Genomic DNA, 22,820 nt, shown 5'->3' with positions numbered 1-22,820 from the left:
TCAGATCGGATTTCTTTAATCTCTTGGCCATGGGGTTAAATTTAGAAAGAAAAATTATAAACTCAAATTAAAGGTAAATCGGGTCTTATATGCTCAAAACAATCGAAAAAATCGCTGGCAAGGGCACTCCTCTCTGTGAGTCGCTTCAGAAACTTTACACTCTTTGCGAAGGCGTCACGCAGCCTACGCAGCAGTCATTCACATTCTTGAACCAGCGTTTTGGTGACGGAAACCGACCGGATCCGAACAAGATTACGGACATCGTCGATGTGATGGTGGACAATGACCGAGAACTTTATGACCTGATGTCCTATACTCGTTCGCCGTCTCGTGCAGTCGCATGGGCTACTTGGATGAAGGCCGCCAATGCGTTCTTGGAATTCCACGAGGCCAAGCCGCTGTCGTCTGAGCAATTCAAGCGCTGGTTCCTTGATGGAGGCATGTCTCTCGAAGAGGGCATGAAGGGTGCCGTCGCCAAGATCGACAGCAAGCGAGCAGAACGCAAGGCGCAACTCGCAGAAAATCAAGGGGTCTAGCATGTCCGAGAAGCACCAGGTTTTCATCGAGTCGATGGTCAAGATGAGCAAGGTTTCACCAGACTACGTGGAACCTCTGAAGGCCATTACGAAGTGCTACGTCATCAACGAAGGTATTGACTTCAGCGACATCAAGGCGAAGGCCAAGGGCTATGCGGACAAGATGCGTACGTTCGCCGACACGGCGAAGGAACGCCTCATGAAGGATCCGGCGAAGGTCGAGTTTCCAGACCAGAACGGCATTACGAAGTTCGATGAAGCGCTTCTCGAAATCGACAAGCGCGACTTCAACAAGGACTATGGCGAATTCATGAATGTCACGAATAAGCTCACTACGTTCCTACGCATTCACGGAACACAGCTGTTTCACAGACTGATTTCTTCGCCGGAGTTCAAGACTGCATTGAAGCGCGGCGAATACCTTGACTCGTTGAAACGGAAGACGAAGGCCGACGTCGCTCTGGCCGAATCTGTCAACAAGGCGATGCAGTTTGTCGCCGTCCTTGAGAGCGTTGCCAACATGGGCTACCGTAATCTCGCAAAGGGCGTCTACGATGCATATTTCCTTACCGAAAGCACCTTCGGCGTGAACACAAAGAACTTGTTCGAGTCTTCGTTCTCCGCTATGGAAGCTGCAGAACTGGCCGAGCAAGCCGTTGACGTGTCTCCGGACGAGGTCGAAAACAAGTTTTTCCCGTTCATCGAGAAGTGCATCATCAAGCATGGACGCAGTATCTGGGAACGTTATCTCAAATCCGAAAATTTCAAGTGGGCTGTCGCATGGGGCAACATCATGGACGGCGAAGATCACATGAGGACTGACGCTTATGGTAGTGTATAAGAAGGGTCACAAGAATTCCGAGGGCGAAGACGCTCCTTGGACGATCGTTTCGCACAAGACTGGCAAGATTTTGTCGTCTCACAAGTCCAAGACTGCCGCAGATAAGCACTTGCAGCAGATGGAGTATTACAAGCACAAGGACGCGCAGACGGAAGGCGTGAAGGATTTTGCGCTCGCTGGCGCTCTGGCCATGTCTCCGCTGACCGCAGTCGATGTCGACGCAGCGCCTAACCGCGAAGTCGTGGAGGCTCCGGTCGTCAAGGACTATTCAACGGTGCAGTTCAACAAGAACGTCACGTACAAGCTCACTCCAGACCAGTACAAAAAGCTTGCCGCATGTAAGAATCTTCCGCCTGATTACATTGTTCCTAGACCGGGCAAGGATGTAAAGGCTGCTGCGGCTCCGAAGCCAGCTCCAACACAGACGACGCAAGCTCCGCAGCAAGGCGGTTCGGAATGCGGTACTATGTGCAAGCTCGGCAATGCAGTCGGTTCTGGCATCAAGTCCGCTTGGAACGGCATCAAGGACTTCGGAAAGGGCATTTATGACGGCTGGAACAGCCAGAACGAGGCCGTGGACGATTTCAACCGATGGCTTGGAGAGCAACCCAAGACACCGATGATGGAAGCAGTACAGCAAATGTACGACGTTCTGTTCGAAAAATGAAACATAAAGTAAAATGCCGCTTACGAAGCGGCATTTCTTGCATTTCAAATTCGATAAACGTATATTAAGAAGCAACACCGCTTCCCATACAAGGATTCTACATGAGTTTTTGCGGCACCGAGATCATTCGTGATCGACACGACAGACCGATTTATACCAAGACTGCTGGCCAACAACGCCTAGTCGACGCTATCAACTCCAATGACATTATCTTCGTGAACGGCCCTTCCGGAACTGGAAAGACCGCCATCGCTACGTGGGTCGGTATTTCCGGCCTCGACGACGGAATTTACGAACGTCTTGTCTTGACACGCCCAGTTGTGACTGGTGGCGAGGAACTTGGTTTCTTGCCTGGTGGTCTCGACGAGAAGATAGCCCCATACATGCAACCTTTGTACGACGCGATTTCGCTCATCAAGGGACGCCGAGAGAAGCCGGAGGACGCCATCAAGAAGATGCCAGTCCTTACGGACAAGGAAAAGCGTTCCAAGAAGAAGTCGAAGAAGAACGTAGAGGAAGCATTCTCCAACAACGACTTCTATTCGAAGATTCAAGTGTGCCCGTTGGCATACATCCGTGGTTCTACGCTTGCGAAGAGCTTCATTGTCTGCGACGAGTTCCAGAACACGACCATCGCTCAGATGAAGATGATGCTCACACGTCTCGGCAGAGATTCCAAGATGGTGATTTGCGGCGACTCGAACCAGACGGACTTGCCGGAAAAGGTAGAGTCTGGCTTCATGCATGCGCAGAATCTCTTGAAAGGCGTTCCTCGCATCGGATACGTCACGCTTGGCGTCGACGACATCGTGCGTCACCGCTTGATCAAGGAAATCATCTTGCGCTATGAAAGGCCGGACTACAAGCCGAATTCCGCTACGTACGAGGACGACTTCCGCAAGTTCCCGTCCCACACTTGGGATCGCGACCGCGAAGGCTACGACTTCTCTCCTACTGACGAAGATGACCGTCCTGATGACGATGATGACTTGTGCAAGGCATGCGGCGGCACCGGGTATGACGATAACGGTGACGTGTGCAAATATTGCAAGGGGACTGGTCTCGAACCTATCGAAAAATAAAAGAAAGGCTTGCTCATTGAGCAAGCCTTATTTTGTTGATTACATCATTTCGTTAGGGTGACACATGTGATATAAGTCAAGTATTGCGTCTCGTAATTCGTTGTTAGTTACGCATTCGTGAATCGCTTTGACGAACTGGTCTGTTGCAGCAGTTGCACCATACAACTGTGTTTTAAGCGACTTGAGGTTTTGGTGACATGATTTCATGTTGGCCGCTATGGTTTCTTGCTGTTTTACAAGATCGCATATTTCATTAAGTGGCGGATTGTCGGTATTTAATTGTTCTCGTAAGGTGACAAGACGTTCATTGATTTCGTGATTCTGGTTTCGAAGATCGGAATACTGTTGCTGTAATGCGGTGTATTGCGATAGTGTGTCTGATACATCTTTTGATTCGTCGGCAAATGAGTATTTTGTGACAACGCCTCTAGGAACTAGCTTGTTGATTTGTTCCTCAACTTGCGCTAGCTGCTGGTTCAACTTAATGTATGTGGCACGTGTGTTTCTAAACGCCTCAATGTCTACTTGACTTGGCGTCTCTAGCATTTGATTAAGCTTTTTGGTGAGTCGATTGATTTCTAGGGTTAACGCCTTTCGCTCATCCGTTAGCTTGGTAACTGTATTGCCGACGTTAGCTTGCTGCTGATATATCGGCCCTAAAGTAGGATGATCTATCAATTTAGGCTGGCTTTTAAGTAATTCTCGAACTTGGTCGCCACATTGGCTGTGGAATAAGTTGAACATTGTTAGAATTTCAAACGGCATATCCGGTGTCGGCGGATATGCGCAATCGGTAGATACAAGTTTGGTAACGACTGCACCATTTTGGATCGACGCATACGCCATATAGCGAACTCTGTTATGCGATGTTCGACGAAATTCGGACGCGATCAGCTTGGCTGCTGGATTTCCCTTGACAAAATTGTTCTTGAGATCCACGCTATGAAGATGCTTGCGAAATTTTTTGCGGTCGTCGGCATATCGGTCGCCATAGTTGTATGAATGATCGTTAATCTTGTTGTTTAACAAGGCATTCAAGAACAGTCCAGTGACTATATCTTGATACTCGATCGGTAATGCTTGCTCGGTGCTCTGATTAGATGGTGCAGCCATTCGTTACCTCGTTACTTGGCACTTAGGAACGGATCTTTCTTTGCGTCGAATTTGAACAGCAAATACGGTTCGCCATACTTGTTGTAGTCGACCTCGTGAGAGAAGCCCATTGCTTTCATGTACTGGATTGCACGTTGTCCTTTAGGCGTCAATTTCCAGTTGTCGTCGAACACGCCGATGTCCAAACCGTAGTCGGCGTTAGGCGGTTCCTTGCTTTCATGATATCTGTAGTAGCTATTGCGGACGTCATCGTCGATTTCGGTGAGATGGATGCCGTACATGTTTGCGAAGTCGGCAATCTTCTGTTTGACGTCGGTCGGAATATCTTCAACGGCTTCCATCATGCTTGCTTCAGCAGCCCATACGCCACGTTCTTCTTCGTTTTCTATGGCGCGGACGACTTCTCTTGGGTCGTTGTTTGCGTTCCATGCGTTGAGCACGGTGTCAGCATGGTCTTCGAGCCAGTCCCAGGTTTCTTCAAATTCGCGTTCGGCGGTTTCTGGACGCCAGCCGTAGTCTTCGGCTTGTGCAGCGTTCACGGCCTTTGCAATTTCTTCCGGAATGACGCGGTGATTGGCTTCGACAGCTTCCAACTTGGGCTGACCTCCATTCATAACTTTAAGCCATAGTTTGTCAGCCTCGGCTGATGATATGCGTTTCTCGTAAACCATGTCATTGAGGATACGTTCAAGGCTTACGGCATCTACTTCGGTGATGCCTTTCTTGTCTAAGTAGTTGGCGAAGATCTGTTCCGAAACGCCTTCTGCTTCCATCACTGGCTTGTACACGTTGAACAACTTAATGACGGCTTCTGCTAGAGCTGGCTTTCCGGCCTTGCCGCAGAGAGTCTTTACGGACGATTCGAAGATGTCTCCGATGTCTCCATTCATCATGTCGTAGTGATCCATCATAGCAGTGTCGATGTTGTCTGCTACTTGACGCTCGACGTCGTTGTTTGTCTGAGCATTGGTATCGCTTTCGCCTTCGTCGTTGTATTTGATCGTTGGGATGCCCTGGAACTTGTACATAGCACCCTGTACACGAGAGTCTAGTGCGGACAAGCTGATAGAAATGTTCATATTCATCACGATCTGGTATGTGCATCCGCCACGGTTGTCATTCATGTTATCCATTGGCGAGAGATATTCCGTTTCGATTTCACCCGGCTTGAACTGCTTTTCGATTTCCGAAGCGAGTTCGATTGCTAATTCTTCCGTCCATCCATCCTTGGAATATACTTCGGCAAAGAACTGGGTAGAGAAATCGCCAACATATAGTTCCAGCTTTCCTACCGCAGTAATGGATGTTTTCTCCTTGTTGCTGTTCACCGCCTCGGTAATGGCTGGCTGTGCGCCCTGCGAGTTGCAGAGACCTTGGATGCCGTCGACGGTGTACTGGAGAGAGTCGAATTCGGTCTTGTCGTCGCCGTTGTACAGAACGATGGAACCTTGGGAGTCGCCTTCGCCGTCAAAGCTGTTGTGGACGTAGACCGCCTTGGCTTCAGAGCCGTTGGGGGTCTTGAACTTGATCATGACGGACGGATTTGCGTCCGGATCGATTTCCTTGACTGCGTTGAGCAGGGAGCCTAGTTGCTTGAGAAAAAACATGGTCAACCTTAATGGTAATTTAATCGCAGTTTATCAGAAAGGCCGCTTGTTCAGCGGCCTTGTCTCATCTATTTCGGTCTATCGCAGTCCGCTTCGGAAGCGGTTACTGCAGTGGATCTTGTAGGTGTCTGGAGCATTCATTCCAACCTTCTCCCAGTCACCGGACTTTAGTAACGTCTTGAGCGTACTGTTGAGGTGTCTGGTGCTGGATTCCACGATCGCCGTCGAGAACTCGTTGCGCGAACTCTGTTCAGACACGACACAGCATCCGTTGATGACAGGGACAAAGATACGGACTTGTTCTTGTCTGTAGGCGTTGTCGAACGCATGCAAGTTCAAGATGATCTTGGAACGGTGGATGTAATGCTCAAGGAGCTTGCCGCTGATGCCAGTGGCGACCATCGTCACGGCATGGTGCTGGCTCATTCCCATCCAGCTCTGGAGAATCTTCAAGCGACGGTCTGTAGGAGCGCCGTAGAACAGCACGTCGATATCCTTCTGTCCGTTGTAGACGGAAGTGTACTTCAGTGCTTCCACGTATTCCATCGGGACGTAGCTTGCGCGGATGCCGTTGGCGTAGAGGAAGTTGATGTTCTCGACATCGTAGTCCCACACTTCGTCGGCGGCCCTGAGCCAAGCGAGCACCTTGTTGTTCAGCCACGGACTGCCCTTGAAGAGCTGTTCGAGGTTGTACACGACCACTCGCATTCCCATGTGCTGTTGTCTGAACTGTTCCGGGGTAAGCTTGGATATCCCAGAACCGAGGACAACGACGGTGTTCTCCAAGCCAGCGACATTGTCGAACTTGGCGTGGAGCATCGTCTCGACATCGGCGAACACGAACGGGTTATAGTTTTCGACTGTAAACATATTATCCTTGAATGTCGGACAAGTCCACTTCGATCTTCGACGTGATCTTGTTGCCGTCTGTAATGAAAACGTTGGACTCTGCCGGATAGAAGGCGTGAAGCGTGGTCACGGCGAAGTTGTCTGGGCCGACCATGCTGGGGTTGATGAACACCTTGGTCATGCGACCGTCTTCACGAGCGTCGATAGCGCCAGAGGCTCCAGTGTGCCAGTGACCCATGATGGCCACGTCGGCGTGGTTGCGGCGGATGTCGTTACCGATGTTGCGGAGCACGGTGTTGATTGCGCCAGCGGCAGCCGTGGAACCCTTGTAGCGGTCGCCGTGTTCGAGCATCCATACTTGGTTGCCGATATTGGTGACGGCGAACGGGGCCTCGTCGTTGAACTCGACCGTGATGTTCTTGGCTTCTGCCTCGCAGCGATCCTTGATGGTGCTGTAGATGATGTGCTCGTAGTTGTCCATCGAGCGGTTGTGGGCCTGGAGCTTCTTGCCAGTGCGAGAGTGGTTGCCCACGACGCAAGAAATGGTCACTGACTTGAAGAGCTTCGCGTACTGGAGGATGAGTCCGATCAAGATGGAGTTGAGTACGCTCACGCACTTGGGAGCCGTGAAGGCGTTGGTCTCGCGGAGTTCGTCGTGGATTTCGCCGGATATTAAGTCACCGAGCAAGAGCATGTGGAGCTTGTCGCAGCCTTCTGCCTTGGCGTGACGGTAGGTTTCCTCGAAGAGCTTGACGAGGCGCTTCTGGGCGATTTCCGGGTTGTACTTGTTGTAGCAGTATGTGGCGTCTGGCTGAACCACTTCGCCGAAATGCACGTCGGAGATAGGCATGACGCAGTAGTTCGTGCCCTTCACCTTGGCGTCGATGAGGTTGAGCTTGATTTCGGCTGGCTTCACGGCAGCTGCGGCCTCGGCCATGCGGTTCACCTTCTGCTTGCCGATAAATGCTTCTTCGCGGATGAGCCTCAATGCCCTTTCCGTCTTCTTCATTTCGCGCTTGTAGCGGGTTTCTGCACCGATGCGTTCGTCATCGGTGTATTCGAACATCGGATCTTCCTCGAAGACCGTCTCTTCCGGTTCGTCCGTCGGAGAGAGTCTTTCCCTCGGATTCTTCGGCGGCTTCACGGTGCCTTCTTCGGACACCGGAGTCGTGATGTACTTGTGGGTCTGTTCAATGTTTTCCTTGAACTTGGCCTCGGTGAGATTTGGAGGAAGCCATCCAGCCTCGGTGAGCTCGTGCTGGTATGCGGCTACACGTGCCTCGTCGAAGTTGAAGTGCATGAGGAGATTGGCAATACCGAGATTCTGTCCAAACTTCTTGGACTCGGTGTTGGAGGGCTTGCCTATGACGTGTGCAAGCTTGTTCGATTTTCTTGGCATAAGTGTATACCCTGTCGATTTGTAGTTGAAATTATCTTATTTCACCACAAGATGTTGTGGAAAAGGTAATAAATGCAAATTTGAATTGCAAATTGACCGGAAATTTGCTATATTGGAGTCAGTTTTATCCATGGAAAACATTATGAACGAACGAAACACGCCCCCTAACGTAGAGGAAAAAGACTCCTCGCAGAAGCCAGAGTGCCCCGAATGTCCCAAGTGTCCAAAGGGCTGTACGCTTCGTTTCCCTATAGCGGGGCTTACAATCGCCGTGTGCATGTCGTGGATATTCAACCATTCCGTACTGTGGGCTATTTTCCACGGAATCCTCAACTGGTTCTACGTGGCCTACAAGACCATCTGGTACGTTGTCAAGCATTATTAAGGAACCGATATGTCAATCGAGCTTTTGAACATTACCCACAATCCGCTGCAGTTCATCGGCAAGTGCGCTGGTGTCTGCTGGAACGCACCCATTGACGATGCGGAAAAGAACCGCAAACGTGCAATCTCTTGTATAACGTCTGGCCATGGCCGTGTCATCGAGTTTCCCGATATTACCTTGGTAATCGACAACTATTCCGCACGAATGATGCGTGAACTATACACTCATATCGGTGGCGCACCTACTCGTGTACAGTCGTCCACTCGCTATGTGGATGCAGAAAACTTCCAGTATTATACTCCGCCCAGTGTCGAGAAGAGCGACCTCGTCAAGTCCATCTATCAGGTCGGCATGGCCAGCGCCGCGTCCACATACAAGGCGTTGACCGACATGGGGATTCCGAAGGAAGACGCGGCTAACCAGCTTCCGATCGGCATGAAATCCAAGATGGTCTGGAAGATCAACGTCCGTACGCTCATCAATTTCATGAACAAGCGTCTCTGCTCTCGCGCCTTGAAGGAAATCCGTGACTTCGCCAAGGAACTCAAGCACCTTCTGGCGAGCGTGGACGACGAATGGAAGTGGATCTGCGATAACTTGTTCGTACCGACTTGCGAACAGTACAAGTACATGAATCCGACCGCATGCTTCTGCATTGAAAAGCAGTGCTGTGGCCGTCATCCGCATATCAACGATATTAAATTCATTAACCAAAAAGAGGTAGACAAATGAGACTCAACCTAGAAAACCCAGAAAAACAGCTGTCTTACTTGCGCTATGTGAAGGAATGGCGTCCCGAAGAAGACAACAAGGCCAAGAACCCCGGCGAAGCCGCCGTGTTCAAGTCTGGCAAGATCCGTGAACTCCTTGCCAATGACAAGCTCCAGTGCGAAGCATTGAAGAAGCTCATGGATAGCGACGTGAAGGTCAATCCGCGTGTCAAGAACTTGCCGTCTGTCGACCGTCTCTACAAGCTTCTGTGCCAAGACAATAAGGAGAAGGCTGAACGCTATGGCCGCATGCTCCGCAAGTTCCGTGAAGTGAACAACATCTGGAACGAAGTGAACATCCTCGACGGCCACATGTATGCCGCAACGACCGAAGAACCGTGGAAGCTCAAGCACTACGAACCGGGCATCGAAAGCGACAAGTGGCTCGTGATCGACGAAAAACGTGGTGGCGAGTGCCTTGCCAAGCTCAATAAGGCCAACAAGGACTATGGCGACTATCTCATCAAGCGCTTCATGAAGCATCCGAAGCTCGGCGATAACGTCCTCGAACTCCAGCCGAACCAGCCGTACCGCATGCTTACCTATGTGGGCAAGACCAAGCACGGCGCTCGTCCGCTGTTCCTCGTGGTGTACATCGAACATTCTTCTGGCGACTTCAAGAAGGACTTGTCCAAACTTCCGCAAGAATGGGTTCCGCTCTACGTGAACGTGATGAGCATGCCCAACCGCAAGCCACCCGTAGAGGCAAACAAATGAATTACGGCGACTACTGTGAACTGGTAGACGAACTGAACAAGTTCGCCGCCGCATATTCAAACGGCGAATCGCCGATTTCCGACGCGACGTACGACGCCAAGTACCGTCAGCTCAAGGAGTACGAGCTGAACAACCCAGACGTGATCCTTCCGGAGTCTCCCACGCAGCATGCGTCGGAAGACTTGTCGGACGGCTTCAAGAAAGTCACCCACGTCGTTCCGATGGTGTCTATCACCAACGCAAACGGCATCGAGGAGGCTTGCGCATGGGTCGAGGATACTTACAAGAAGTACGGTGCAAGCAAGTTCGAACTTGAGTACAAGCTCGACGGCGCTTCGCTTGCCCTTGAATACAAGGACAGATTGATCGACGATGCTGTCACTCGTGGCAAGAACAATGTCGGCGACTCCGTCATCCAGAACGCCGTGAAGATTCAAGGCGTCCACCAGAAGGTCGGTGCCGACGGCGTGTGCGAAGTGCGTGGCGAAGTCCTCTGGAAGTACGACGACTTCGATGCGTACAACGAACAGCAAGAAGACCTCGGAAAGAAGGCCATGACCAATCCGCGTAACGGAGCGGCTGGATCTCTGAAGCTGACCATTCCGAAGGAAGTCGAGGCTCGCAAGCTCTCGTTCATCGCCTACATCATCGCTCGCGGCTCCCAGAACAAGACGCAGACCGAAGATGTGGAATGGCTTGAGTCCCAAGGCTTCGAGGTTCCTCCGCACCATACGGTCGACGTTGCCAAGGACGGCATCGAGGAGTTCCGCCGAGTCGCCGAGGAAATGCGTTCGAAGCGTTCCGAGCTGCCTTATCCTATCGACGGCATTGTCATCAAGGTTGACGACAAGTCCCTGCATGAGGTAATGGGTAGAACTGGCAAGGCTCCGAACTACTACAAGGCGTACAAGTTCCCGCCGGAAGAAAAAGCTACGAAGCTTCTTGAAATCGAACTGTCCGTTGGCCGTTCTGGCGCAATCACGCCAGTCGCCGTGTTCGAGCCAGTCTCGCTTGCGATGACTACGGTTCAGCGCTGCACGTTGCACAACTGGGATCTGGTCGAATATCTTGGCTTGTTCGTCGGCTGCCATGTGGTAATCCGCAAGGCTGGCGAAATCATCCCAGAACTTGTCCGCTGTGTGGAAACCGGACGGTCGAAGGATGACTACGAAGTGCTGACCAAGTCCAACAAGACCGTGGTTCCGTACGACAGCATCGCCTACTCGAAGCGCTTGATCACTGGGAAGCAGTTCTACAAGCGTCCTGACGTTTGCCCATACTGCGGAGAAAAACTCCAGCATGCGGTCAACCAAGATGGCGAGGAACTTGTGTCTTGGATCTGTCCGAACACTGACTGCGAAGCCCAAGCGATGGAACGTCTCTGCAACTTCGCTGAACGTACCGTCATGAACATCCGTGGCGTCGGGCCGAGCATCATCGAGGACTTGTACATGTCGCAGCGCATCCGTAGCATTGACGACTTCTACCGTGTGACCGAGAAGGACTTCATCGACTTCTGCGGCTGCCGTGAGAAGAAGGCCAAGAAGCTGCTTGCCGCCATCGAGAAGACGAAGGGCAACAGCCTTGCCCAGTTGATCGAAGGCTTCGGTATTCCTGGCATCGGCCATACGGCGTCTCCGCTGTTCGCCAAGGTGGTGAACACGATGGGCGGTCTGGTGGCTACTGCCAACAATGTCGACTCCGAACATGGCAAGGATGTCGCGTTCCAGTGCATGAAGGTCGGACTTTCTCCGGCACTGGCTACGAAGTTCATCTTGTATGTAAGGCATCATCTGGACACGGTTCTTTTCTTTGCCGTGAACAACATCGCGCAGAACTACACTGACGAAGGCCCGGTCTCGAACAAGCTCGAAGGCGAGACTTGTATCATGACTGGTGTGTTCGAAAAGTTGGAACGCGACGTGTTCAAGGACATGGTTGCGAAGAACGGCGGAAAGATTTGCTCTGGCATCACCAAGAAGACGACCCTCGTTCTGCTTGGCGACAACGCTGGCCCCAAGAAGGTGACTGCAATCAACGACTTGAAGGCCGCTGGGTACAACATCAAGGTGTACACGCCGGACACTCTCGACGAGTTCCTTGACCGCTTGAAATAACGGTTCCAGTTGACGGAATTGACCTCGCTTGCTATATTTGCGAGCGAGGTTTTTATTATGGAATGGATTCTTGTTTTGTACTTTGCTTTCAATACTGGTGGCTATCATCATGGAGGCGGTGGCGGAATTGCGATTGACCACATCGAGTTCCATACCGAAGAGCAGTGCAAATCGGCTGGTGAGCAGATTTTGGAAAATTTCAATTCGATAAACGGTTATACCTCGGTCTACAAAGATGGAACCAACAAGACGAACCGCAAGTATCTCTGTATCCATCGAGAAGACCCTAACAAAACAAAGAGGAAGAAATGACGAAGAAATTATACACAAAGCCGAAAATGGAAATTATGGATATGCCAGTTGAATGCGCCTTGCTCGCTGGATCTGGCGAAGAAGGCAATCCGTACTGGGAAGGCCCCGGAGAAGTTCCGGAAGGCTGCCAGTCCAACTGGTGGTGTGGCAAATGAGGTAACTGATGACACAGACTGAACAACTTGTACGTATGAACGGAACCTTGATCATCAAGGTCATTTCTGGTTCTACTTCATTCGGTCTTAACACGCCTACGTCCGACCAAGACATCCGTGGTGTCTACATCATGCCTTGGGAAGACCGTGTAAGACAAAATATTACAGACCAGTTCGCCGACGAGACGAACGACGAAGTCTACTGGGAAATTACAAAGTTCTTCAAGGAACTGTCTAGGGCTAATCCACAAGCCCTCGAAATGCTGTATTCTCCGGATCGCTGCATTCTCGAAGGCAAGGAATACCTCTACAAGATCCGTAGGGAGATGGACTTTGTCACTCGCCGTTGCGAGAAGACCTTCGTCGAATACGCGAAGGGACAGATCTCTCGTGCGCGTGGAATGAACAAGAAGGTCTTCAAGCCGAAGCCGGAGGAACCGCCACAGGTTCTCGACTACTGCTACGTTCCGATGCCGAACGGCTGCGCGGTCAAGGTCAAGGAATGGTTGCAGACGCATAAGGACGACGAATACGGTTCAGACCAGAAATGGTACTCCATTGCGGCCATCGACCATATCGACAACGGCTTCGCGATTTACGGACAACCTAAGTCCGAGCGTGACGTGCCGGGTCAGACCGAGCACGAATGGCGCTGGGCGTACGGTATCGTCCGCAACGAGGTCACTAGCGGCGATGTCCAGCTGAACTCCATTCCGAAGGGCAAGCCAGTCCTCGGTGTCATGGTGTTCAACCGCAATGCCTACTCCAAGGAGTTCAAGGAACGCGCCGAGTACAAGGAATGGGTCGCAAAGCGCAATCCAGAAAGGTACAACACGACCATCGAGCATGGCCAAGGCTATGACGCCAAGAACATGATGCACTGCGTCCGCTTGCTGTTCACGGCTCGTGACATCGCCATGATGCACAAGGTCGTCGTCGACCGTTCTAACGAACGCGACTTCTTGCTCAATATCAAGCAGGGCGGTTGGAAGTATGACGATATCTTGGAGTATTCCGAGAATCTGGTGAAAGAAGTCACACGTCTGTTTGCGACCTCCGACTTGTGTGAGGACGACTATTCGACTCTTGAGGTCGACAACTACGTTATCGAGTTCATCAAGTACGTCGAGAAGAGGGAATCTAATCCTCTAGTTCGGTTCGTTCGACGATTGCTGAAACGCTAGCGTACTTGTGTCTGGATTCGTACCAGTTGATCAGTTTCACTTGGTCTTCTGGCGGCCACGAGCAGTAAAGCTCCGGCGACGAACCTACGGCACCAGTCCGCTTGTCGATGTAGATTACGGCGTAACAATATACCATGAACCAAGTTTATCCGTTGACGGCAGTCGACGGATTTGCTATATTGGTGGCATGTCTGAAGAAAAGAAGAAACAAGTAAGAAAGGTTTCCGTAGATATTCTGAACAACGGAGCCATCGTCGGTGAAGAGGTGTACAAAGTGGTTGTCGCCCCAGATTCTACCGTGGACAAGGAAATTGCTTGGCGTCTTGCACACTTGAAGGACGAACAAGGCATGTCATGGAAAATCGACTCCGACGATTTGATTAGGGAGGTCTAAATGATCAACAATTACGAAGCCATCAAGAACTTGATGCATTTTGAAATGGAAGGTGACGTTTACTTCGTCCAAGTCATGCAGCGTGGCAAGGACAAGGGTAACAACAGAGACCGCATCATCCGTGACTACCATATCCACTCGTTCGTCCAGTTCGAGAAGGACTTCAAGGATATGGTCGAGATGTGCGAGAAGTACAATGCTCGTGCGATGATTCGATTGAACCAGCGCAGCACCCTTGACGCCAACATCCAGACGCAGATTGAATGCTTGAGACAGCAGCTCGAAGCGAACCGCGTCATGCGCAAGATGATCCGCACTGGAAACACCAATGCCGGATTCCCTACACTGTTGTCTGCACAGAAGTTCTACAGCAGCGCACTCGGCACGATCTGTACTGAAGCGTCCGAAACGAAGAAGTGGATTGTCGATATCGACCCAGACATGGTCAATGAACTCGATCCGTGCTTCCACGACGTCGAGGCTATCGCCGACTTGTTCGAAAAGTTCATCGTCGGCGAGTGCGGCATGCGCGACAATGTTCCCAAGATTTACTGCCGTCTTCCGTCCAAGCACGGTATCCACTTGGTCACGTCCACGTTCCGCAAGGACGTGTTCAATAACCGATTCGGAAGACCGGGCAACCAAGACCAGTACATCATGACGGACGCTAACACTAACCTCTACATTCCGGACTAATTATGGACAGAACGATCACTCCAGGCAGCGTATGGCGTCACTTCAAGGGTACTACGGCCAAGGTAATCACCGTGGCCAAGCACTCCGAGACTGGCGAGGAACTTGTTATCTATCAGTGCTCCGGCAACGAGGGCAAGACTAACCATACGGACGGCACGTACGCTCGTCCGAAGGATATGTTCTTGTCCGAAGTCGACCACGAGAAGTATCCGGATGTCAAGCAGAAGTACCGACTTGAGAAGGTTGAAGATGAAACTCTCGACAATAAGTAAGATTTGCGCGTTCGAGCAGCTTTTACTGCTCCTTATCAAGGAAGCCGAGAAGAAGGCGACCAGCAAGTGGAAGTCCTTCGTGAAGGGCGTGAAGACGGTTGTCTACACGTTCATGGTTATCCGAATCTTGGTTGCAATTTATCTCAAGGTGAAGAACAAAGATGCCTAAGAAACCCATCGAAGACTCCGGTGATACAGTGGTGAAAGAAGTGTCGCCGGAAATTGCCGAAGAGGGCAACAAGAAGTCCGACGCCGATGCAATCCGCAAGGTGAAGGACGAAATCGCCAAGCTTCCGTCCATCTGGATTGCGCATCCGACGCTGAAAGAATTTTTCACCGAAATGTTCGCTCTGGATAATTTGAAAGATCGCGTGAAGCAGTATGGTATCAAGACGCTTGTCGATAATACGGTCATTCCGCGTGTTGCTCGTGAGTACATCTACACGACCGATACGGTATTGTCCTTGCTTGCACCCAATACGGTATTCACCAAGGCGTCCAACATGATCCGCAACCTAGCGCTGATGGATTCGCTGGTCGACGACATCACTGGAAAGATTGAACGCAGTAGCGAACTGGATTGCTACAATACCATCGCGTCTGTGCTGAAGGATGTCAAGGATTGTCCGATCCGACTGAGCGAATATTACATCGACATCTTCCATGAAGTTCCTATGGGCGGCATGTTCTTGATATCTATGGCAGCATATCCGGTAGGGTCTGTAGTCGAGCTTCATTCTCGCATGTTCAAGCGCAATAAGGAAGAAACGGATACAATTCATTGCAAGCTGATTTACCGTACGGCGATTATCGAGGAAGACAAGTATGGCTACATTATCCATGGAACTGCGTCGCACTTCGCCATTATCGCCGAAATCCAAGAATACAACATGTTGGTGTTCTTGTATTTGAATACCAGCAACGACCGCTATGACTTGTCTATCCGTCGTATTTTCCCAGGCGCATTGCCGATCTATGGTCTGTATCGTAAGAAAGAAGACTTTTTTGGCAACAACATGAGCTGGTGTCGCGCCTTGCCGTTCTCCATGGTCGATTTCACGAAGTACCTCTGCCATATTGGACATGGCGGTATCGGTGTGTACAAACGAGAAGAACTCGAATACAAGACTCGTCATGAGGTGTTCGACAAGAAGACTGAACAGCTTGTAAAGCGAATCGTGAACGCCGACAAGATGGGCTGTTCTCGCTCGTATGCGCTAGTTGGAATTCCCGGTACTGGCAAGTCCTTCATCATGAACAAGATTGTCAAGGACAACAAGGACGCTGCCGTGATTATCCCTTGCTTGCCTGACGAAGGTTTGAACTGGGATTACCGTCAATATCTGCAGAACGCCATAACGGCAATTTCGAACTCGCACATCTACATCATGCTTGACGACTTCGACAAGTACATGTCCGATGACGAGAAAAGCGGCAAGACGAGCCAAGAGCTTATCTTCTTCTTCGACTTCCTCCACACGGAATGCCCCGGTGGCGTTGATGCGGACGGCAATCCGAGGAAGACGTTTACCTTGGTCGCAACGATGAACAATCCGAAGACGCTGGCCAATGCCATCATCAAGCGTTCTGAACGATTCGACGAAGTCATCGAGATCGGTCTTCCGCAGTCGTTCATCTACGGAAAGCGTCTGAACATGATCAAGGACGAGGGCGACCGTACGAACTTCGACTCGATCAAGTTCCGTCCGGTCTACTGGTACATGCGCCGCAAGGTCATCACGCTTGCCGATATCGGAAACATCTATGCCATCATGAAGACGCACCGCAACAAGGAATGCATCAACTGCACCTATGGCGTACGCGACTTGATGTACGCGATCCGTTTTATCCAGAAGAACCGCAAGTCCGCTTCGAAGGAATATGCTATATGATGATGTTTTCTTCATGTTGCGATAGGTGTGCCACTTGCGCGTTGGGCGCTGGGCATGGTTGCTTGGCTGGCCACGGCGACGATGACTACGTACCAGCCAACAAGCAAGAGGTTATCGACCGTCTTGACGCTGGCGATTATTGCAACGACCGTCAAGCGATGATCGATTACTTGAAGAAGCGTTATAAATACGTGTACAGACTTCCTTGTGGCGACGCGGTCAAGTATCGGAATGCGGTGATCTCGTTGCTCAAGGCCCAGTACCAGTATGAAATAAGCAGTCCGTTCGCGCTTGTCGGTTATTTCTTGGAAAATCCGACATACTTCTATTCCAAGGCATTCATGCAGAAACACTGGCCGGATTACAGGTCGAGACCGTTTACGGAAGCCGAACGACGCTACAATGGGTTGTCTCGTGCCGATCGCCGCTACGTCTTTGAACACGTTTGGGGAAAGAACAGATAAACTCTATATATCACCAATAAAAAGGATTGATATATGGAAGATCAGAAGGTCTGCAACATTCTCACGAAGGTTCGTGGCATGAGCGTCAACGGCCAGTCCCCAGTGGACTACATCGACGGCGTTCTCGACACGATCCCCAGCCATCACAACTTTACGCCGGAAGCTGCAGCTTGCCCTCGCAAGACGCCGATTCTGGGAGCCGATTACGGCCCTACCGACGCGAAGCCGTGCTTCTAATGACAAGCCCCTCAACCGAGGGGCTTTTAATATAATTTCATTTGCATGAATACAAATGTAGATTTTAACTTGTGGTTTAGCGACGAAAAATCCGAAGGCGCTCGTTGCAAGACCGTCCTAGATGAAGAACCAGCACCGAGGCTGCCGAGCATTCCGGTGAGTCCAACTCGACTCCTTGTTAGCTATAAGTTCTCCGTGAAGTTCATCTCAGAAAAAACTTCGGCGTGGTCGATTGACAACCTTGGTAACTACATCAAGGATATAGATTTCAAACCGAAGGAGATTCTGTTTTCGTTCTATAACACGAAGGACTTCCAGTTCTACCGATTGGCGAATAAGTTTGGTTGTGCTGGCAAAATTCTAGTTGACATCACGTCCTATGACGGCGTTACACCAGTAGAGACTACTCGCTACCGTGTCTGTATATCCGAACGGCCTTGGCGTTCAACTTTGTCTGCGGCTGATGAGGAATCGTACTCGCTGACGTATGTCAAGGGAACTATTCTGGCTCTTGGAGAACCAGACGAAATCAAATGGCGTGACAAAACCGATTTATCTTGCGATGACGATCGGCTCGGTTGGTAATCAGCGAGCCCTCAATGCTTTCCAGTCACTTCTAGCCTTTTCCAAGGCCGAGTCGAATTCAGACTTGGCCTTTTCCATATAGGCGGCGATGTGCTTCGAGAGAAGCGCCTTGGCGACTGTCTCGTATTCTTCGGTGTAGTAGACGTTGCATCCGTCGTCGCAGAAGCCGTAGTCGTCCACTTGGCGCAAGGACACCTCGTCCACTTCCTCCGGCATGTCGTGGGTTATTCCGTTGACCAGATCCCAGTGTAGGCAGAGTATCGTGTTGCTGGGCGTAGTGTCGAAGTCGACCGAGTGTTCGTTGCCCTGCATGTCCTCGAAAATGACGCACTTTCCACGGCTCGTGTTCGTGACGAGCTTAACTATCATTGACTCCGGGTGCTTTTCGGAATGCTGCCCAGCGGTAGCGTCCTCGTGGTAGATCAAGTTGTGGTGGATAGGGCACAACGGAATAGTCACCTTCTTGCCGAGGCGGTTTCCGGCCTCTCTGAGGTGGATATGGTGGTATTCTATGAGCGAACGCTTGTCTGTTTCGTAATTACAGCCTGGAAAGCAGCACTTGTACATGGCACCGAACTTGATTGTTTGGACGAAATATACTATATTTCAAGTCATGATTCAAATTCCGCACATGTCGCGCTTTTACGAGGCGGCCAACGCTGGTCGTCTCATGTCAGATACCAGTGACGACGGTCGCTTGGTATGCTTCAAGTACACCGAGGCAACCGCCGCCAATGCGGACTGGGACGAAGTCACGCTCAATGCGCGTGGCATCGTGTTCGAGACGGCGACTGGCAAGGTGGTCGCCCGTCCGTGGCACAAGTTCTTCAACTACCATGAGCTGTTCGGCGAACACGAACTGGCCAAGAAGACTCTGGAGGCTGTCAAGAAGGCTGGCCTTCCCCTTGGCATGGACGGAATTCCGCTGATGTTCGACAAGATCGACGGCTCGCTCGGCATCGTATTCTGGTATGGTGGCAAGTGGAACGTGACTACTGGCTGTAGCTTCCATTCTCCGCAAGCCCTCTGGGGCCGCATGTGGCTAAACGACCACATGAGGAAGCTCCAGTGTCCCATCGCCGACGACGCCTACAACAAGGTAATCAAGTCGCAGACGCACTTGTTCGAAATCGTCTGGCACCTTGACAAGCATCCTATCCGTTATCCCAAGGACGAAATGGTGTACTTGGGTGCGATCGAGACCAGCACTGGCGAAGAACTTCGCTCGGTATCCATGCGCAGCGCTTTCGCGGCAATGTTCGGCACCCACATGCCAGAAAAGTTCGATTTCTCGTCCATTGAAAAGGTCGCGGAAATCTGCAAGACGCTTCCAGCTGACCACGAAGGCTTCGTCATCACTTGGCCTAGCGGATTCAAGCTGAAGATGAAGGGCGACGCCTACTTGACGATGCTGGGCTACTACGACAAGTGTACCGACAAGTATTTTTGGCGAGCCTACGACCCTAATCTCAACATCTTCCATGCGAACCTCGACGCCGAACACAACTACGCCTACATCGACGACGAACCGCTGGTCATTCCAGAGGAACTGTTCGATATCCGTAACCGCATGGAGCTGTATGTGACTCGTTTCAGCGAGGCGCTGGACTATGTCATTTCCACTGGCGACTTCATCAAGATGACGCAGCATACGATGAAGGAACGCGCCTTGTACATCCAAGAGCATTTTGGCGAGGCGCAGCAAGCTCCGTTGCTCTCCTATGTTCGCGGAGACCGCATGGAGAACGTCAAGCGCATCGTCAACAAGACAATGATGCGTCCGGAAAAGGGCGCGTCCGACAAGAATCCTTACATCGGTTATCACGAGGGCAAAGATGACTGAAGAAAAATTCATTTCCATTCTGCCGCTGTTCCGTGGAACGACTAAGCAAGCGAAGGCGGCTTTGGCGGCATACCCAGAAATCCAGCGCATCGACATCGGTGTAATCCGTAAGATCCTGGGCTACAGCGGTACGCCTACGAAGGTACACGCCACGCCAGAACTTCTTGACAAAATGGTGGACAGATATCGCAACGGCGAGGGTACTTTGCGCGGTCTCGCCAAGGAGTACCGAGTTGCGCCCAAAACGTTCCAGCGAGCCTTGCACAAGGCTGGGTTCGACACGTCTAGGCAAGATACTTGGACGACCATCAAGGAAAAGCGTCTGCTGAACTACATTGCGCAAGGAATGACCTATACCGAGATCGCGAAGCTGTTCAACATCAGCGTATCCGCTGTCTCCCAAAAGGCTCACCGCCTCGGTGTGCCCAATGTCAAACCAGGCCACCCAAACCCAAATCGCCGTTAATGAGGTAAAACATGAACGAAGAAATTAGCATCTGCAATCCGAAACTCACCGAGTTCGATATTTGGAATGCCCAGCCGAGAAAGGTTGTGTGTACAACTACCGACAAATCTCCGATGAGCGCTGGTGATGAACCGACTGGTCTTGTTGCTGGTAACGAATACGAAGTCGAGCGTGTACAAGTGGAAAGCTGGTATACTCTCGTAAAGCTTGCTGGCGTGGACGGCTGGTACAACTCCGTGCTGTTCTCGGAACTCGACGGCTATGAACCAGTGAAAGACAGTCCGAGCAAGCGAGCTTGGCTTGGAACGCCGCAGCCGGGCGACTGGGATTAGTCATGTGGGGATTTCGCCTAGAATGCTGCAAGAAGTGCGGCTGTACGTTCCAGATCCGTCACGGCCAGTATGAAGGCTATGGCGGCTGGTATGATGAGGACGGCCTCTGCTATTGGTGCAAGCGCGAGAAAACCGTCGGCAAGGAGCAGACCGACGAGGAGTTCGATGAATATTGCAAGTGCAACGACTTGGTCGGAGAAACTTTAGAAGGAATGCATCATTGGTGGTGGTGGGTTCTTATGATTATTGGGGTCGCTATAATGTGGGATATGTTCTCGACGCTATGCACTGGATGTCAAGAAATCCGCAAGGCTCAAGTAGAAAAACTACGGTGCGAATCTCCAGCACCATCATGGGCAAAACCGACTGGATGTAACACAAAGGAAGCAAAATGAAAAATTTAATATTGGTTATTGGACGTTCTGGTGCTGGCAAGGATTCTCTCATCCGCCACGCTAAGGAAGTTTTCAAGGACGTGTACAACATCGTGTCCGTTCCGTCCTATACGGATAGGCCGATGCGACCGGGCGAGACCGACGGCGTAGAACATACCTTCCTCACCAAGGAAGCGTTCGACGACCTCATGAAGCGCGAGACGATGTTCGGCTACACGAAGATCGGAGAAACTGGGTTCCGCTACTGCTCGACGGTGGAAATGCTGAACCGTCTCGACGGCGACACCATCTTCTACACGATCGATCCGAACGGCTACGACTACTGTCTCCAGTTCAAGGACATGTTCAATTTGAAAGTAATTTATGTCACTGCGAGCGAAGATATCCGCCGGGAACGTGCGAACGCTCGCAACGGTGACACGAGTACTTGGGAAAAGCGCAAGTCCGACGAAGACGGCCAGTTCAACTGCTTCGAGGCGCGAAAGCCTTGGAACGCAATGATTACGAACGATGGCGAGCTTGTCGAAGCCGAAAACGAGTTCGTGTTCGCTGTGAGCAAACTTCTATCAGGAGACGAAGATGTCGGAAAATAGTAAGACTCCTACGACAAATGAAATAGAACGAGAGTTCTATTATGCAATGTTGCCAGCAAGTGGCAACGAAAGCGGCACTGGCGACCTCTATTTTTGGTTCAGCAATATGGCTCGCCGTGGAATTCCTAGTGACTACGGCTGGTCGACGAGACCGGAAGATGTGAAGCATGGCTATTCGTCGTCCAAGGATACCTTGATGGAGTTCCTTCACAATACGTTGGCTCTGGATATCGACCGAGGCACTTGGAGCATGGCGGAAGCTACTGCCGTGCAGATATTCAAGGTTACTGAAAAAGTCGTGACGACAACATCGGTAGAACCCTATCCTTCCCTCAAGGTCGAGGAGTCCGAAATCACCGAGGTCGGCGAGGAAAAGTACGGCTGGAACGGCCATGAGGAAACCACCACTTGCCCAAGGTGCGGTGAAGAAGGCGTTCCGTACGGTAATTGCCCTCACTGCGGCTACGACATCCACTAATTGCCGTTTTTGAGCGAATTTAGCGTTCCCCTTTGGAAAGGGCCCAGACTGGACATTCCGGTCTGGGCTTTTTGCATAAGCTCCTAGTAAGGAGGCTGGATATGGCGGAACCGATTGTTCGACTTGTGGGCGATATAGACGAGGAAGTGGTATCAGAGGTCATCGAGAAGCTGGGTAGGCTCTCACATAACGTGGGGAAGGTCATTCTGCTTATCGACAGCGACGGCGGTTCGCTGGAAGAAGGGTTCCGATTGATCGACGCCATCCGGATCCTCCAGAACAAAGGAATTGTGGTCAAGACGGTCGCCACTGGCAAGATCTATTCGATGGGGTTCTTTATCTATTGCGCTGGCAAGGAACGGACTGCCTATCCGAGCGCTCGATTGATGTCCCACTGCGCCAGATATGACGGCCTTGTCGAGAGCGAGGCTTATACGGC

Annotated in this window: 32 protein-coding genes; 26 read left to right on the top strand and 6 right to left on the bottom strand. The window is 51.2% G+C overall.

The genetic code is table 11. The features are described from left to right. Positions 1 to 89: 89 nt before the first annotated feature. The 4 genes from ACJMM9_RS14745 to ACJMM9_RS14730 all read left to right on the top strand — a co-directional run bounded on the left by ACJMM9_RS14745 (position 90) and on the right by ACJMM9_RS14730 (position 3,126). Positions 90 to 536 (top strand): hypothetical protein, encoded by a 447-nt coding sequence (locus tag ACJMM9_RS14745; protein ID WP_405328574.1) that lies wholly within the window; start codon positions 90 to 92, stop codon positions 534 to 536. A gap of 1 nt (position 537) precedes the next feature. Further along, positions 538 to 1,377: a hypothetical protein gene (locus ACJMM9_RS14740; RefSeq protein ID WP_405328571.1), complete on the top strand. Its 840-nt coding sequence runs from the start codon at positions 538 to 540 to the stop codon at positions 1,375 to 1,377. Next, the gene (locus tag ACJMM9_RS14735; RefSeq protein ID WP_405328568.1) at positions 1,364 to 2,044 is read left to right on the top strand and encodes a hypothetical protein; all 681 of its coding nucleotides are present in this window, start codon (positions 1,364 to 1,366) and stop codon (positions 2,042 to 2,044) included. The genes ACJMM9_RS14740 and ACJMM9_RS14735 overlap by 14 nt, the downstream gene beginning before the upstream one ends. A 101-nt stretch (positions 2,045 to 2,145) precedes the next feature. Next, positions 2,146 to 3,126 (top strand): PhoH family protein, encoded by a 981-nt coding sequence (locus ACJMM9_RS14730; RefSeq protein ID WP_405328565.1) that lies wholly within the window; start codon positions 2,146 to 2,148, stop codon positions 3,124 to 3,126. A gap of 39 nt (positions 3,127 to 3,165) precedes the next feature. Here ACJMM9_RS14730 and ACJMM9_RS14725 read toward each other — a convergent pair whose 3' ends face one another. From ACJMM9_RS14725 to ACJMM9_RS14710, 4 genes are all read right to left on the bottom strand, one after another. Continuing rightward, positions 3,166 to 4,239 carry a coiled-coil domain-containing protein gene (locus tag ACJMM9_RS14725; RefSeq protein ID WP_405328562.1) on the bottom strand — a complete coding sequence of 358 codons (1,074 nt, stop codon included), beginning with the start codon at positions 4,237 to 4,239 and terminating at the stop codon, positions 3,166 to 3,168. An 11-nt stretch (positions 4,240 to 4,250) separates the two neighbouring features. Continuing rightward, a complete protein-coding gene (locus tag ACJMM9_RS14720; protein ID WP_405328559.1) occupies positions 4,251 to 5,846 on the bottom strand; it encodes a hypothetical protein in 1,596 nt (531 codons plus the stop codon). Positions 5,847 to 5,924: 78 nt separating this feature from the next. After that, positions 5,925 to 6,716, bottom strand: a complete 792-nt coding sequence (locus ACJMM9_RS14715) for a hypothetical protein (protein WP_405328556.1) — start codon at positions 6,714 to 6,716, stop codon at positions 5,925 to 5,927. A 1-nt stretch (position 6,717) separates the two neighbouring features. After that, a complete protein-coding gene (locus ACJMM9_RS14710) occupies positions 6,718 to 8,094 on the bottom strand; it encodes a hypothetical protein (protein ID WP_405328553.1) in 1,377 nt (458 codons plus the stop codon). A 142-nt stretch (positions 8,095 to 8,236) separates the two neighbouring features. On the opposite strand from ACJMM9_RS14710, the gene ACJMM9_RS14705 reads away from it, so the two are divergent. From ACJMM9_RS14705 to ACJMM9_RS14675, 7 genes are read left to right on the top strand one after another with little or no spacing between them, the layout of a single operon-like run. Next, the gene (locus ACJMM9_RS14705) at positions 8,237 to 8,479 is read left to right on the top strand and encodes a hypothetical protein (protein WP_405328550.1); all 243 of its coding nucleotides are present in this window, start codon (positions 8,237 to 8,239) and stop codon (positions 8,477 to 8,479) included. A gap of 9 nt (positions 8,480 to 8,488) precedes the next feature. After that, positions 8,489 to 9,211 carry an FAD-dependent thymidylate synthase gene (gene thyX / locus ACJMM9_RS14700; RefSeq protein WP_405328547.1) on the top strand — a complete coding sequence of 241 codons (723 nt, stop codon included), beginning with the start codon at positions 8,489 to 8,491 and terminating at the stop codon, positions 9,209 to 9,211. Continuing rightward, complete coding sequence (locus ACJMM9_RS14695; RefSeq protein WP_405328544.1) at positions 9,208 to 9,966, top strand: hypothetical protein; 759 nt, start codon at positions 9,208 to 9,210, stop codon at positions 9,964 to 9,966. The genes thyX and ACJMM9_RS14695 overlap by 4 nt, the downstream gene beginning before the upstream one ends. After that, a complete protein-coding gene (locus ACJMM9_RS14690; protein WP_405328542.1) occupies positions 9,963 to 12,083 on the top strand; it encodes a BRCT domain-containing protein in 2,121 nt (706 codons plus the stop codon). Before ACJMM9_RS14695 ends, ACJMM9_RS14690 begins: the two co-directional genes overlap by 4 nt. Before the next feature lie 57 nt (positions 12,084 to 12,140). Further along, complete coding sequence (locus ACJMM9_RS14685; RefSeq protein WP_405328539.1) at positions 12,141 to 12,395, top strand: hypothetical protein; 255 nt, start codon at positions 12,141 to 12,143, stop codon at positions 12,393 to 12,395. After that, positions 12,392 to 12,550, top strand: coding sequence for a hypothetical protein (locus ACJMM9_RS14680; RefSeq protein WP_405328536.1), 159 nt, complete (start codon positions 12,392 to 12,394; stop codon positions 12,548 to 12,550). The genes ACJMM9_RS14685 and ACJMM9_RS14680 overlap by 4 nt, the downstream gene beginning before the upstream one ends. Before the next feature lie 8 nt (positions 12,551 to 12,558). Beyond that, a complete protein-coding gene (locus ACJMM9_RS14675) occupies positions 12,559 to 13,734 on the top strand; it encodes a DNA polymerase beta superfamily protein (protein ID WP_405328533.1) in 1,176 nt (391 codons plus the stop codon). On the opposite strand, the gene ACJMM9_RS14670 is transcribed toward ACJMM9_RS14675, so the two are convergent. Further along, the gene (locus ACJMM9_RS14670; RefSeq protein WP_405328530.1) at positions 13,691 to 13,870 is read right to left on the bottom strand and encodes a hypothetical protein; all 180 of its coding nucleotides are present in this window, start codon (positions 13,868 to 13,870) and stop codon (positions 13,691 to 13,693) included. The two genes, ACJMM9_RS14675 and ACJMM9_RS14670, sit on opposite strands and share 44 nt — an antisense overlap. A 51-nt stretch (positions 13,871 to 13,921) precedes the next feature. Here ACJMM9_RS14670 and ACJMM9_RS14665 point away from each other — a divergent pair, with 51 nt between their 5' ends. From ACJMM9_RS14665 to ACJMM9_RS14630, 8 genes are read left to right on the top strand one after another with little or no spacing between them, the layout of a single operon-like run. Further along, complete coding sequence (locus ACJMM9_RS14665) at positions 13,922 to 14,128, top strand: hypothetical protein (RefSeq protein ID WP_405328527.1); 207 nt, start codon at positions 13,922 to 13,924, stop codon at positions 14,126 to 14,128. Then, positions 14,129 to 14,824 (top strand): hypothetical protein, encoded by a 696-nt coding sequence (locus tag ACJMM9_RS14660; protein ID WP_405328524.1) that lies wholly within the window; start codon positions 14,129 to 14,131, stop codon positions 14,822 to 14,824. A 2-nt stretch (positions 14,825 to 14,826) separates the two neighbouring features. Then, on the top strand, positions 14,827 to 15,096 hold the full coding sequence (locus tag ACJMM9_RS14655) for a DUF1653 domain-containing protein (RefSeq protein WP_405328521.1): 270 nt from the start codon (positions 14,827 to 14,829) through the stop codon (positions 15,094 to 15,096). After that, positions 15,074 to 15,265, top strand: coding sequence for a hypothetical protein (locus ACJMM9_RS14650; protein WP_405328518.1), 192 nt, complete (start codon positions 15,074 to 15,076; stop codon positions 15,263 to 15,265). Before ACJMM9_RS14655 ends, ACJMM9_RS14650 begins: the two co-directional genes overlap by 23 nt. Beyond that, positions 15,258 to 16,988, top strand: coding sequence for an AAA family ATPase (locus tag ACJMM9_RS14645; RefSeq protein WP_405328515.1), 1,731 nt, complete (start codon positions 15,258 to 15,260; stop codon positions 16,986 to 16,988). Before ACJMM9_RS14650 ends, ACJMM9_RS14645 begins: the two co-directional genes overlap by 8 nt. Next, positions 16,985 to 17,452 carry a hypothetical protein gene (locus ACJMM9_RS14640; protein ID WP_405328512.1) on the top strand — a complete coding sequence of 156 codons (468 nt, stop codon included), beginning with the start codon at positions 16,985 to 16,987 and terminating at the stop codon, positions 17,450 to 17,452. The genes ACJMM9_RS14645 and ACJMM9_RS14640 overlap by 4 nt, the downstream gene beginning before the upstream one ends. Positions 17,453 to 17,485: 33 nt before the next feature. Continuing rightward, the gene (locus ACJMM9_RS14635) at positions 17,486 to 17,689 is read left to right on the top strand and encodes a hypothetical protein (RefSeq protein ID WP_405328509.1); all 204 of its coding nucleotides are present in this window, start codon (positions 17,486 to 17,488) and stop codon (positions 17,687 to 17,689) included. A 45-nt stretch (positions 17,690 to 17,734) separates the two neighbouring features. Continuing rightward, positions 17,735 to 18,274, top strand: coding sequence for a hypothetical protein (locus tag ACJMM9_RS14630; RefSeq protein WP_405328506.1), 540 nt, complete (start codon positions 17,735 to 17,737; stop codon positions 18,272 to 18,274). Here the strand turns inward: ACJMM9_RS14630 and ACJMM9_RS14625 are convergent, their stop codons facing one another. Then, the gene (locus tag ACJMM9_RS14625) at positions 18,275 to 18,841 is read right to left on the bottom strand and encodes a hypothetical protein (RefSeq protein WP_405328503.1); all 567 of its coding nucleotides are present in this window, start codon (positions 18,839 to 18,841) and stop codon (positions 18,275 to 18,277) included. A 103-nt stretch (positions 18,842 to 18,944) separates the two neighbouring features. On the opposite strand from ACJMM9_RS14625, the gene ACJMM9_RS14620 reads away from it, so the two are divergent. The 7 genes from ACJMM9_RS14620 to ACJMM9_RS14590 form a co-directional block, all read left to right on the top strand. Further along, positions 18,945 to 20,117 (top strand): RNA ligase, encoded by a 1,173-nt coding sequence (locus tag ACJMM9_RS14620; RefSeq protein WP_405328500.1) that lies wholly within the window; start codon positions 18,945 to 18,947, stop codon positions 20,115 to 20,117. Next, positions 20,110 to 20,583 (top strand): hypothetical protein, encoded by a 474-nt coding sequence (locus ACJMM9_RS14615; protein ID WP_405328497.1) that lies wholly within the window; start codon positions 20,110 to 20,112, stop codon positions 20,581 to 20,583. Before ACJMM9_RS14620 ends, ACJMM9_RS14615 begins: the two co-directional genes overlap by 8 nt. Positions 20,584 to 20,594: 11 nt before the next feature. Further along, positions 20,595 to 20,915: a hypothetical protein gene (locus ACJMM9_RS14610; protein WP_405328494.1), complete on the top strand. Its 321-nt coding sequence runs from the start codon at positions 20,595 to 20,597 to the stop codon at positions 20,913 to 20,915. Between the two features lie 2 nt (positions 20,916 to 20,917). Beyond that, entirely contained in the window at positions 20,918 to 21,310 is a 393-nt protein-coding gene (locus ACJMM9_RS14605) for a hypothetical protein (protein WP_405328491.1), read from the top strand. Further along, positions 21,307 to 21,903 carry a hypothetical protein gene (locus ACJMM9_RS14600; protein ID WP_405328489.1) on the top strand — a complete coding sequence of 199 codons (597 nt, stop codon included), beginning with the start codon at positions 21,307 to 21,309 and terminating at the stop codon, positions 21,901 to 21,903. Before ACJMM9_RS14605 ends, ACJMM9_RS14600 begins: the two co-directional genes overlap by 4 nt. After that, complete coding sequence (locus ACJMM9_RS14595) at positions 21,890 to 22,381, top strand: hypothetical protein (RefSeq protein ID WP_405328486.1); 492 nt, start codon at positions 21,890 to 21,892, stop codon at positions 22,379 to 22,381. Before ACJMM9_RS14600 ends, ACJMM9_RS14595 begins: the two co-directional genes overlap by 14 nt. A gap of 146 nt (positions 22,382 to 22,527) precedes the next feature. Continuing rightward, positions 22,528 to 22,820: ATP-dependent Clp protease proteolytic subunit (locus ACJMM9_RS14590; RefSeq protein ID WP_405328484.1), on the top strand; the 293-nt coding region annotated here is incomplete at its 3' end.

Source organism: Fibrobacter sp. (genome assembly GCF_045112255.1).
GTDB lineage: Bacteria > Fibrobacterota > Fibrobacteria > Fibrobacterales > Fibrobacteraceae > Fibrobacter.
The sequence above is the reverse complement of the archived record's forward strand: the minus strand, read 5'-3'. Positions and strand labels throughout refer to the sequence as shown.

Coding starts and splice junctions, on each gene's coding strand:
- ACJMM9_RS14705 (WP_405328550.1), top strand. CDS start 8,237: ATGAACGAACGAAACACGCCCCCTAACGTAGAGGAAAAAGACTCCTCG.
- ACJMM9_RS14730 (WP_405328565.1), top strand. CDS start 2,146: ATGAGTTTTTGCGGCACCGAGATCATTCGTGATCGACACGACAGACCG.
- ACJMM9_RS14600 (WP_405328489.1), top strand. CDS start 21,307: ATGAAAAATTTAATATTGGTTATTGGACGTTCTGGTGCTGGCAAGGAT.
- ACJMM9_RS14725 (WP_405328562.1), bottom strand. CDS start 4,239: ATGGCTGCACCATCTAATCAGAGCACCGAGCAAGCATTACCGATCGAG.
- ACJMM9_RS14650 (WP_405328518.1), top strand. CDS start 15,074: ATGAAACTCTCGACAATAAGTAAGATTTGCGCGTTCGAGCAGCTTTTA.
- ACJMM9_RS14620 (WP_405328500.1), top strand. CDS start 18,945: ATGTCAGATACCAGTGACGACGGTCGCTTGGTATGCTTCAAGTACACC.
- ACJMM9_RS14695 (WP_405328544.1), top strand. CDS start 9,208: ATGAGACTCAACCTAGAAAACCCAGAAAAACAGCTGTCTTACTTGCGC.
- ACJMM9_RS14740 (WP_405328571.1), top strand. CDS start 538: ATGTCCGAGAAGCACCAGGTTTTCATCGAGTCGATGGTCAAGATGAGC.
- ACJMM9_RS14710 (WP_405328553.1), bottom strand. CDS start 8,094: ATGCCAAGAAAATCGAACAAGCTTGCACACGTCATAGGCAAGCCCTCC.
- ACJMM9_RS14655 (WP_405328521.1), top strand. CDS start 14,827: ATGGACAGAACGATCACTCCAGGCAGCGTATGGCGTCACTTCAAGGGT.
- ACJMM9_RS14745 (WP_405328574.1), top strand. CDS start 90: ATGCTCAAAACAATCGAAAAAATCGCTGGCAAGGGCACTCCTCTCTGT.
- ACJMM9_RS14640 (WP_405328512.1), top strand. CDS start 16,985: ATGATGATGTTTTCTTCATGTTGCGATAGGTGTGCCACTTGCGCGTTG.
- ACJMM9_RS14610 (WP_405328494.1), top strand. CDS start 20,595: ATGAACGAAGAAATTAGCATCTGCAATCCGAAACTCACCGAGTTCGAT.
- ACJMM9_RS14680 (WP_405328536.1), top strand. CDS start 12,392: ATGACGAAGAAATTATACACAAAGCCGAAAATGGAAATTATGGATATG.
- ACJMM9_RS14670 (WP_405328530.1), bottom strand. CDS start 13,870: ATGGTATATTGTTACGCCGTAATCTACATCGACAAGCGGACTGGTGCC.
- ACJMM9_RS14675 (WP_405328533.1), top strand. CDS start 12,559: ATGACACAGACTGAACAACTTGTACGTATGAACGGAACCTTGATCATC.
- thyX (WP_405328547.1), top strand. CDS start 8,489: ATGTCAATCGAGCTTTTGAACATTACCCACAATCCGCTGCAGTTCATC.
- ACJMM9_RS14690 (WP_405328542.1), top strand. CDS start 9,963: ATGAATTACGGCGACTACTGTGAACTGGTAGACGAACTGAACAAGTTC.
- ACJMM9_RS14660 (WP_405328524.1), top strand. CDS start 14,129: ATGATCAACAATTACGAAGCCATCAAGAACTTGATGCATTTTGAAATG.
- ACJMM9_RS14625 (WP_405328503.1), bottom strand. CDS start 18,841: ATGTACAAGTGCTGCTTTCCAGGCTGTAATTACGAAACAGACAAGCGT.
- ACJMM9_RS14605 (WP_405328491.1), top strand. CDS start 20,918: ATGTGGGGATTTCGCCTAGAATGCTGCAAGAAGTGCGGCTGTACGTTC.
- ACJMM9_RS14665 (WP_405328527.1), top strand. CDS start 13,922: ATGTCTGAAGAAAAGAAGAAACAAGTAAGAAAGGTTTCCGTAGATATT.
- ACJMM9_RS14630 (WP_405328506.1), top strand. CDS start 17,735: ATGAATACAAATGTAGATTTTAACTTGTGGTTTAGCGACGAAAAATCC.
- ACJMM9_RS14715 (WP_405328556.1), bottom strand. CDS start 6,716: ATGTTTACAGTCGAAAACTATAACCCGTTCGTGTTCGCCGATGTCGAG.
- ACJMM9_RS14735 (WP_405328568.1), top strand. CDS start 1,364: ATGGTAGTGTATAAGAAGGGTCACAAGAATTCCGAGGGCGAAGACGCT.
- ACJMM9_RS14645 (WP_405328515.1), top strand. CDS start 15,258: ATGCCTAAGAAACCCATCGAAGACTCCGGTGATACAGTGGTGAAAGAA.
- ACJMM9_RS14720 (WP_405328559.1), bottom strand. CDS start 5,846: ATGTTTTTTCTCAAGCAACTAGGCTCCCTGCTCAACGCAGTCAAGGAA.
- ACJMM9_RS14595 (WP_405328486.1), top strand. CDS start 21,890: ATGTCGGAAAATAGTAAGACTCCTACGACAAATGAAATAGAACGAGAG.
- ACJMM9_RS14615 (WP_405328497.1), top strand. CDS start 20,110: ATGACTGAAGAAAAATTCATTTCCATTCTGCCGCTGTTCCGTGGAACG.
- ACJMM9_RS14635 (WP_405328509.1), top strand. CDS start 17,486: ATGGAAGATCAGAAGGTCTGCAACATTCTCACGAAGGTTCGTGGCATG.
- ACJMM9_RS14685 (WP_405328539.1), top strand. CDS start 12,141: ATGGAATGGATTCTTGTTTTGTACTTTGCTTTCAATACTGGTGGCTAT.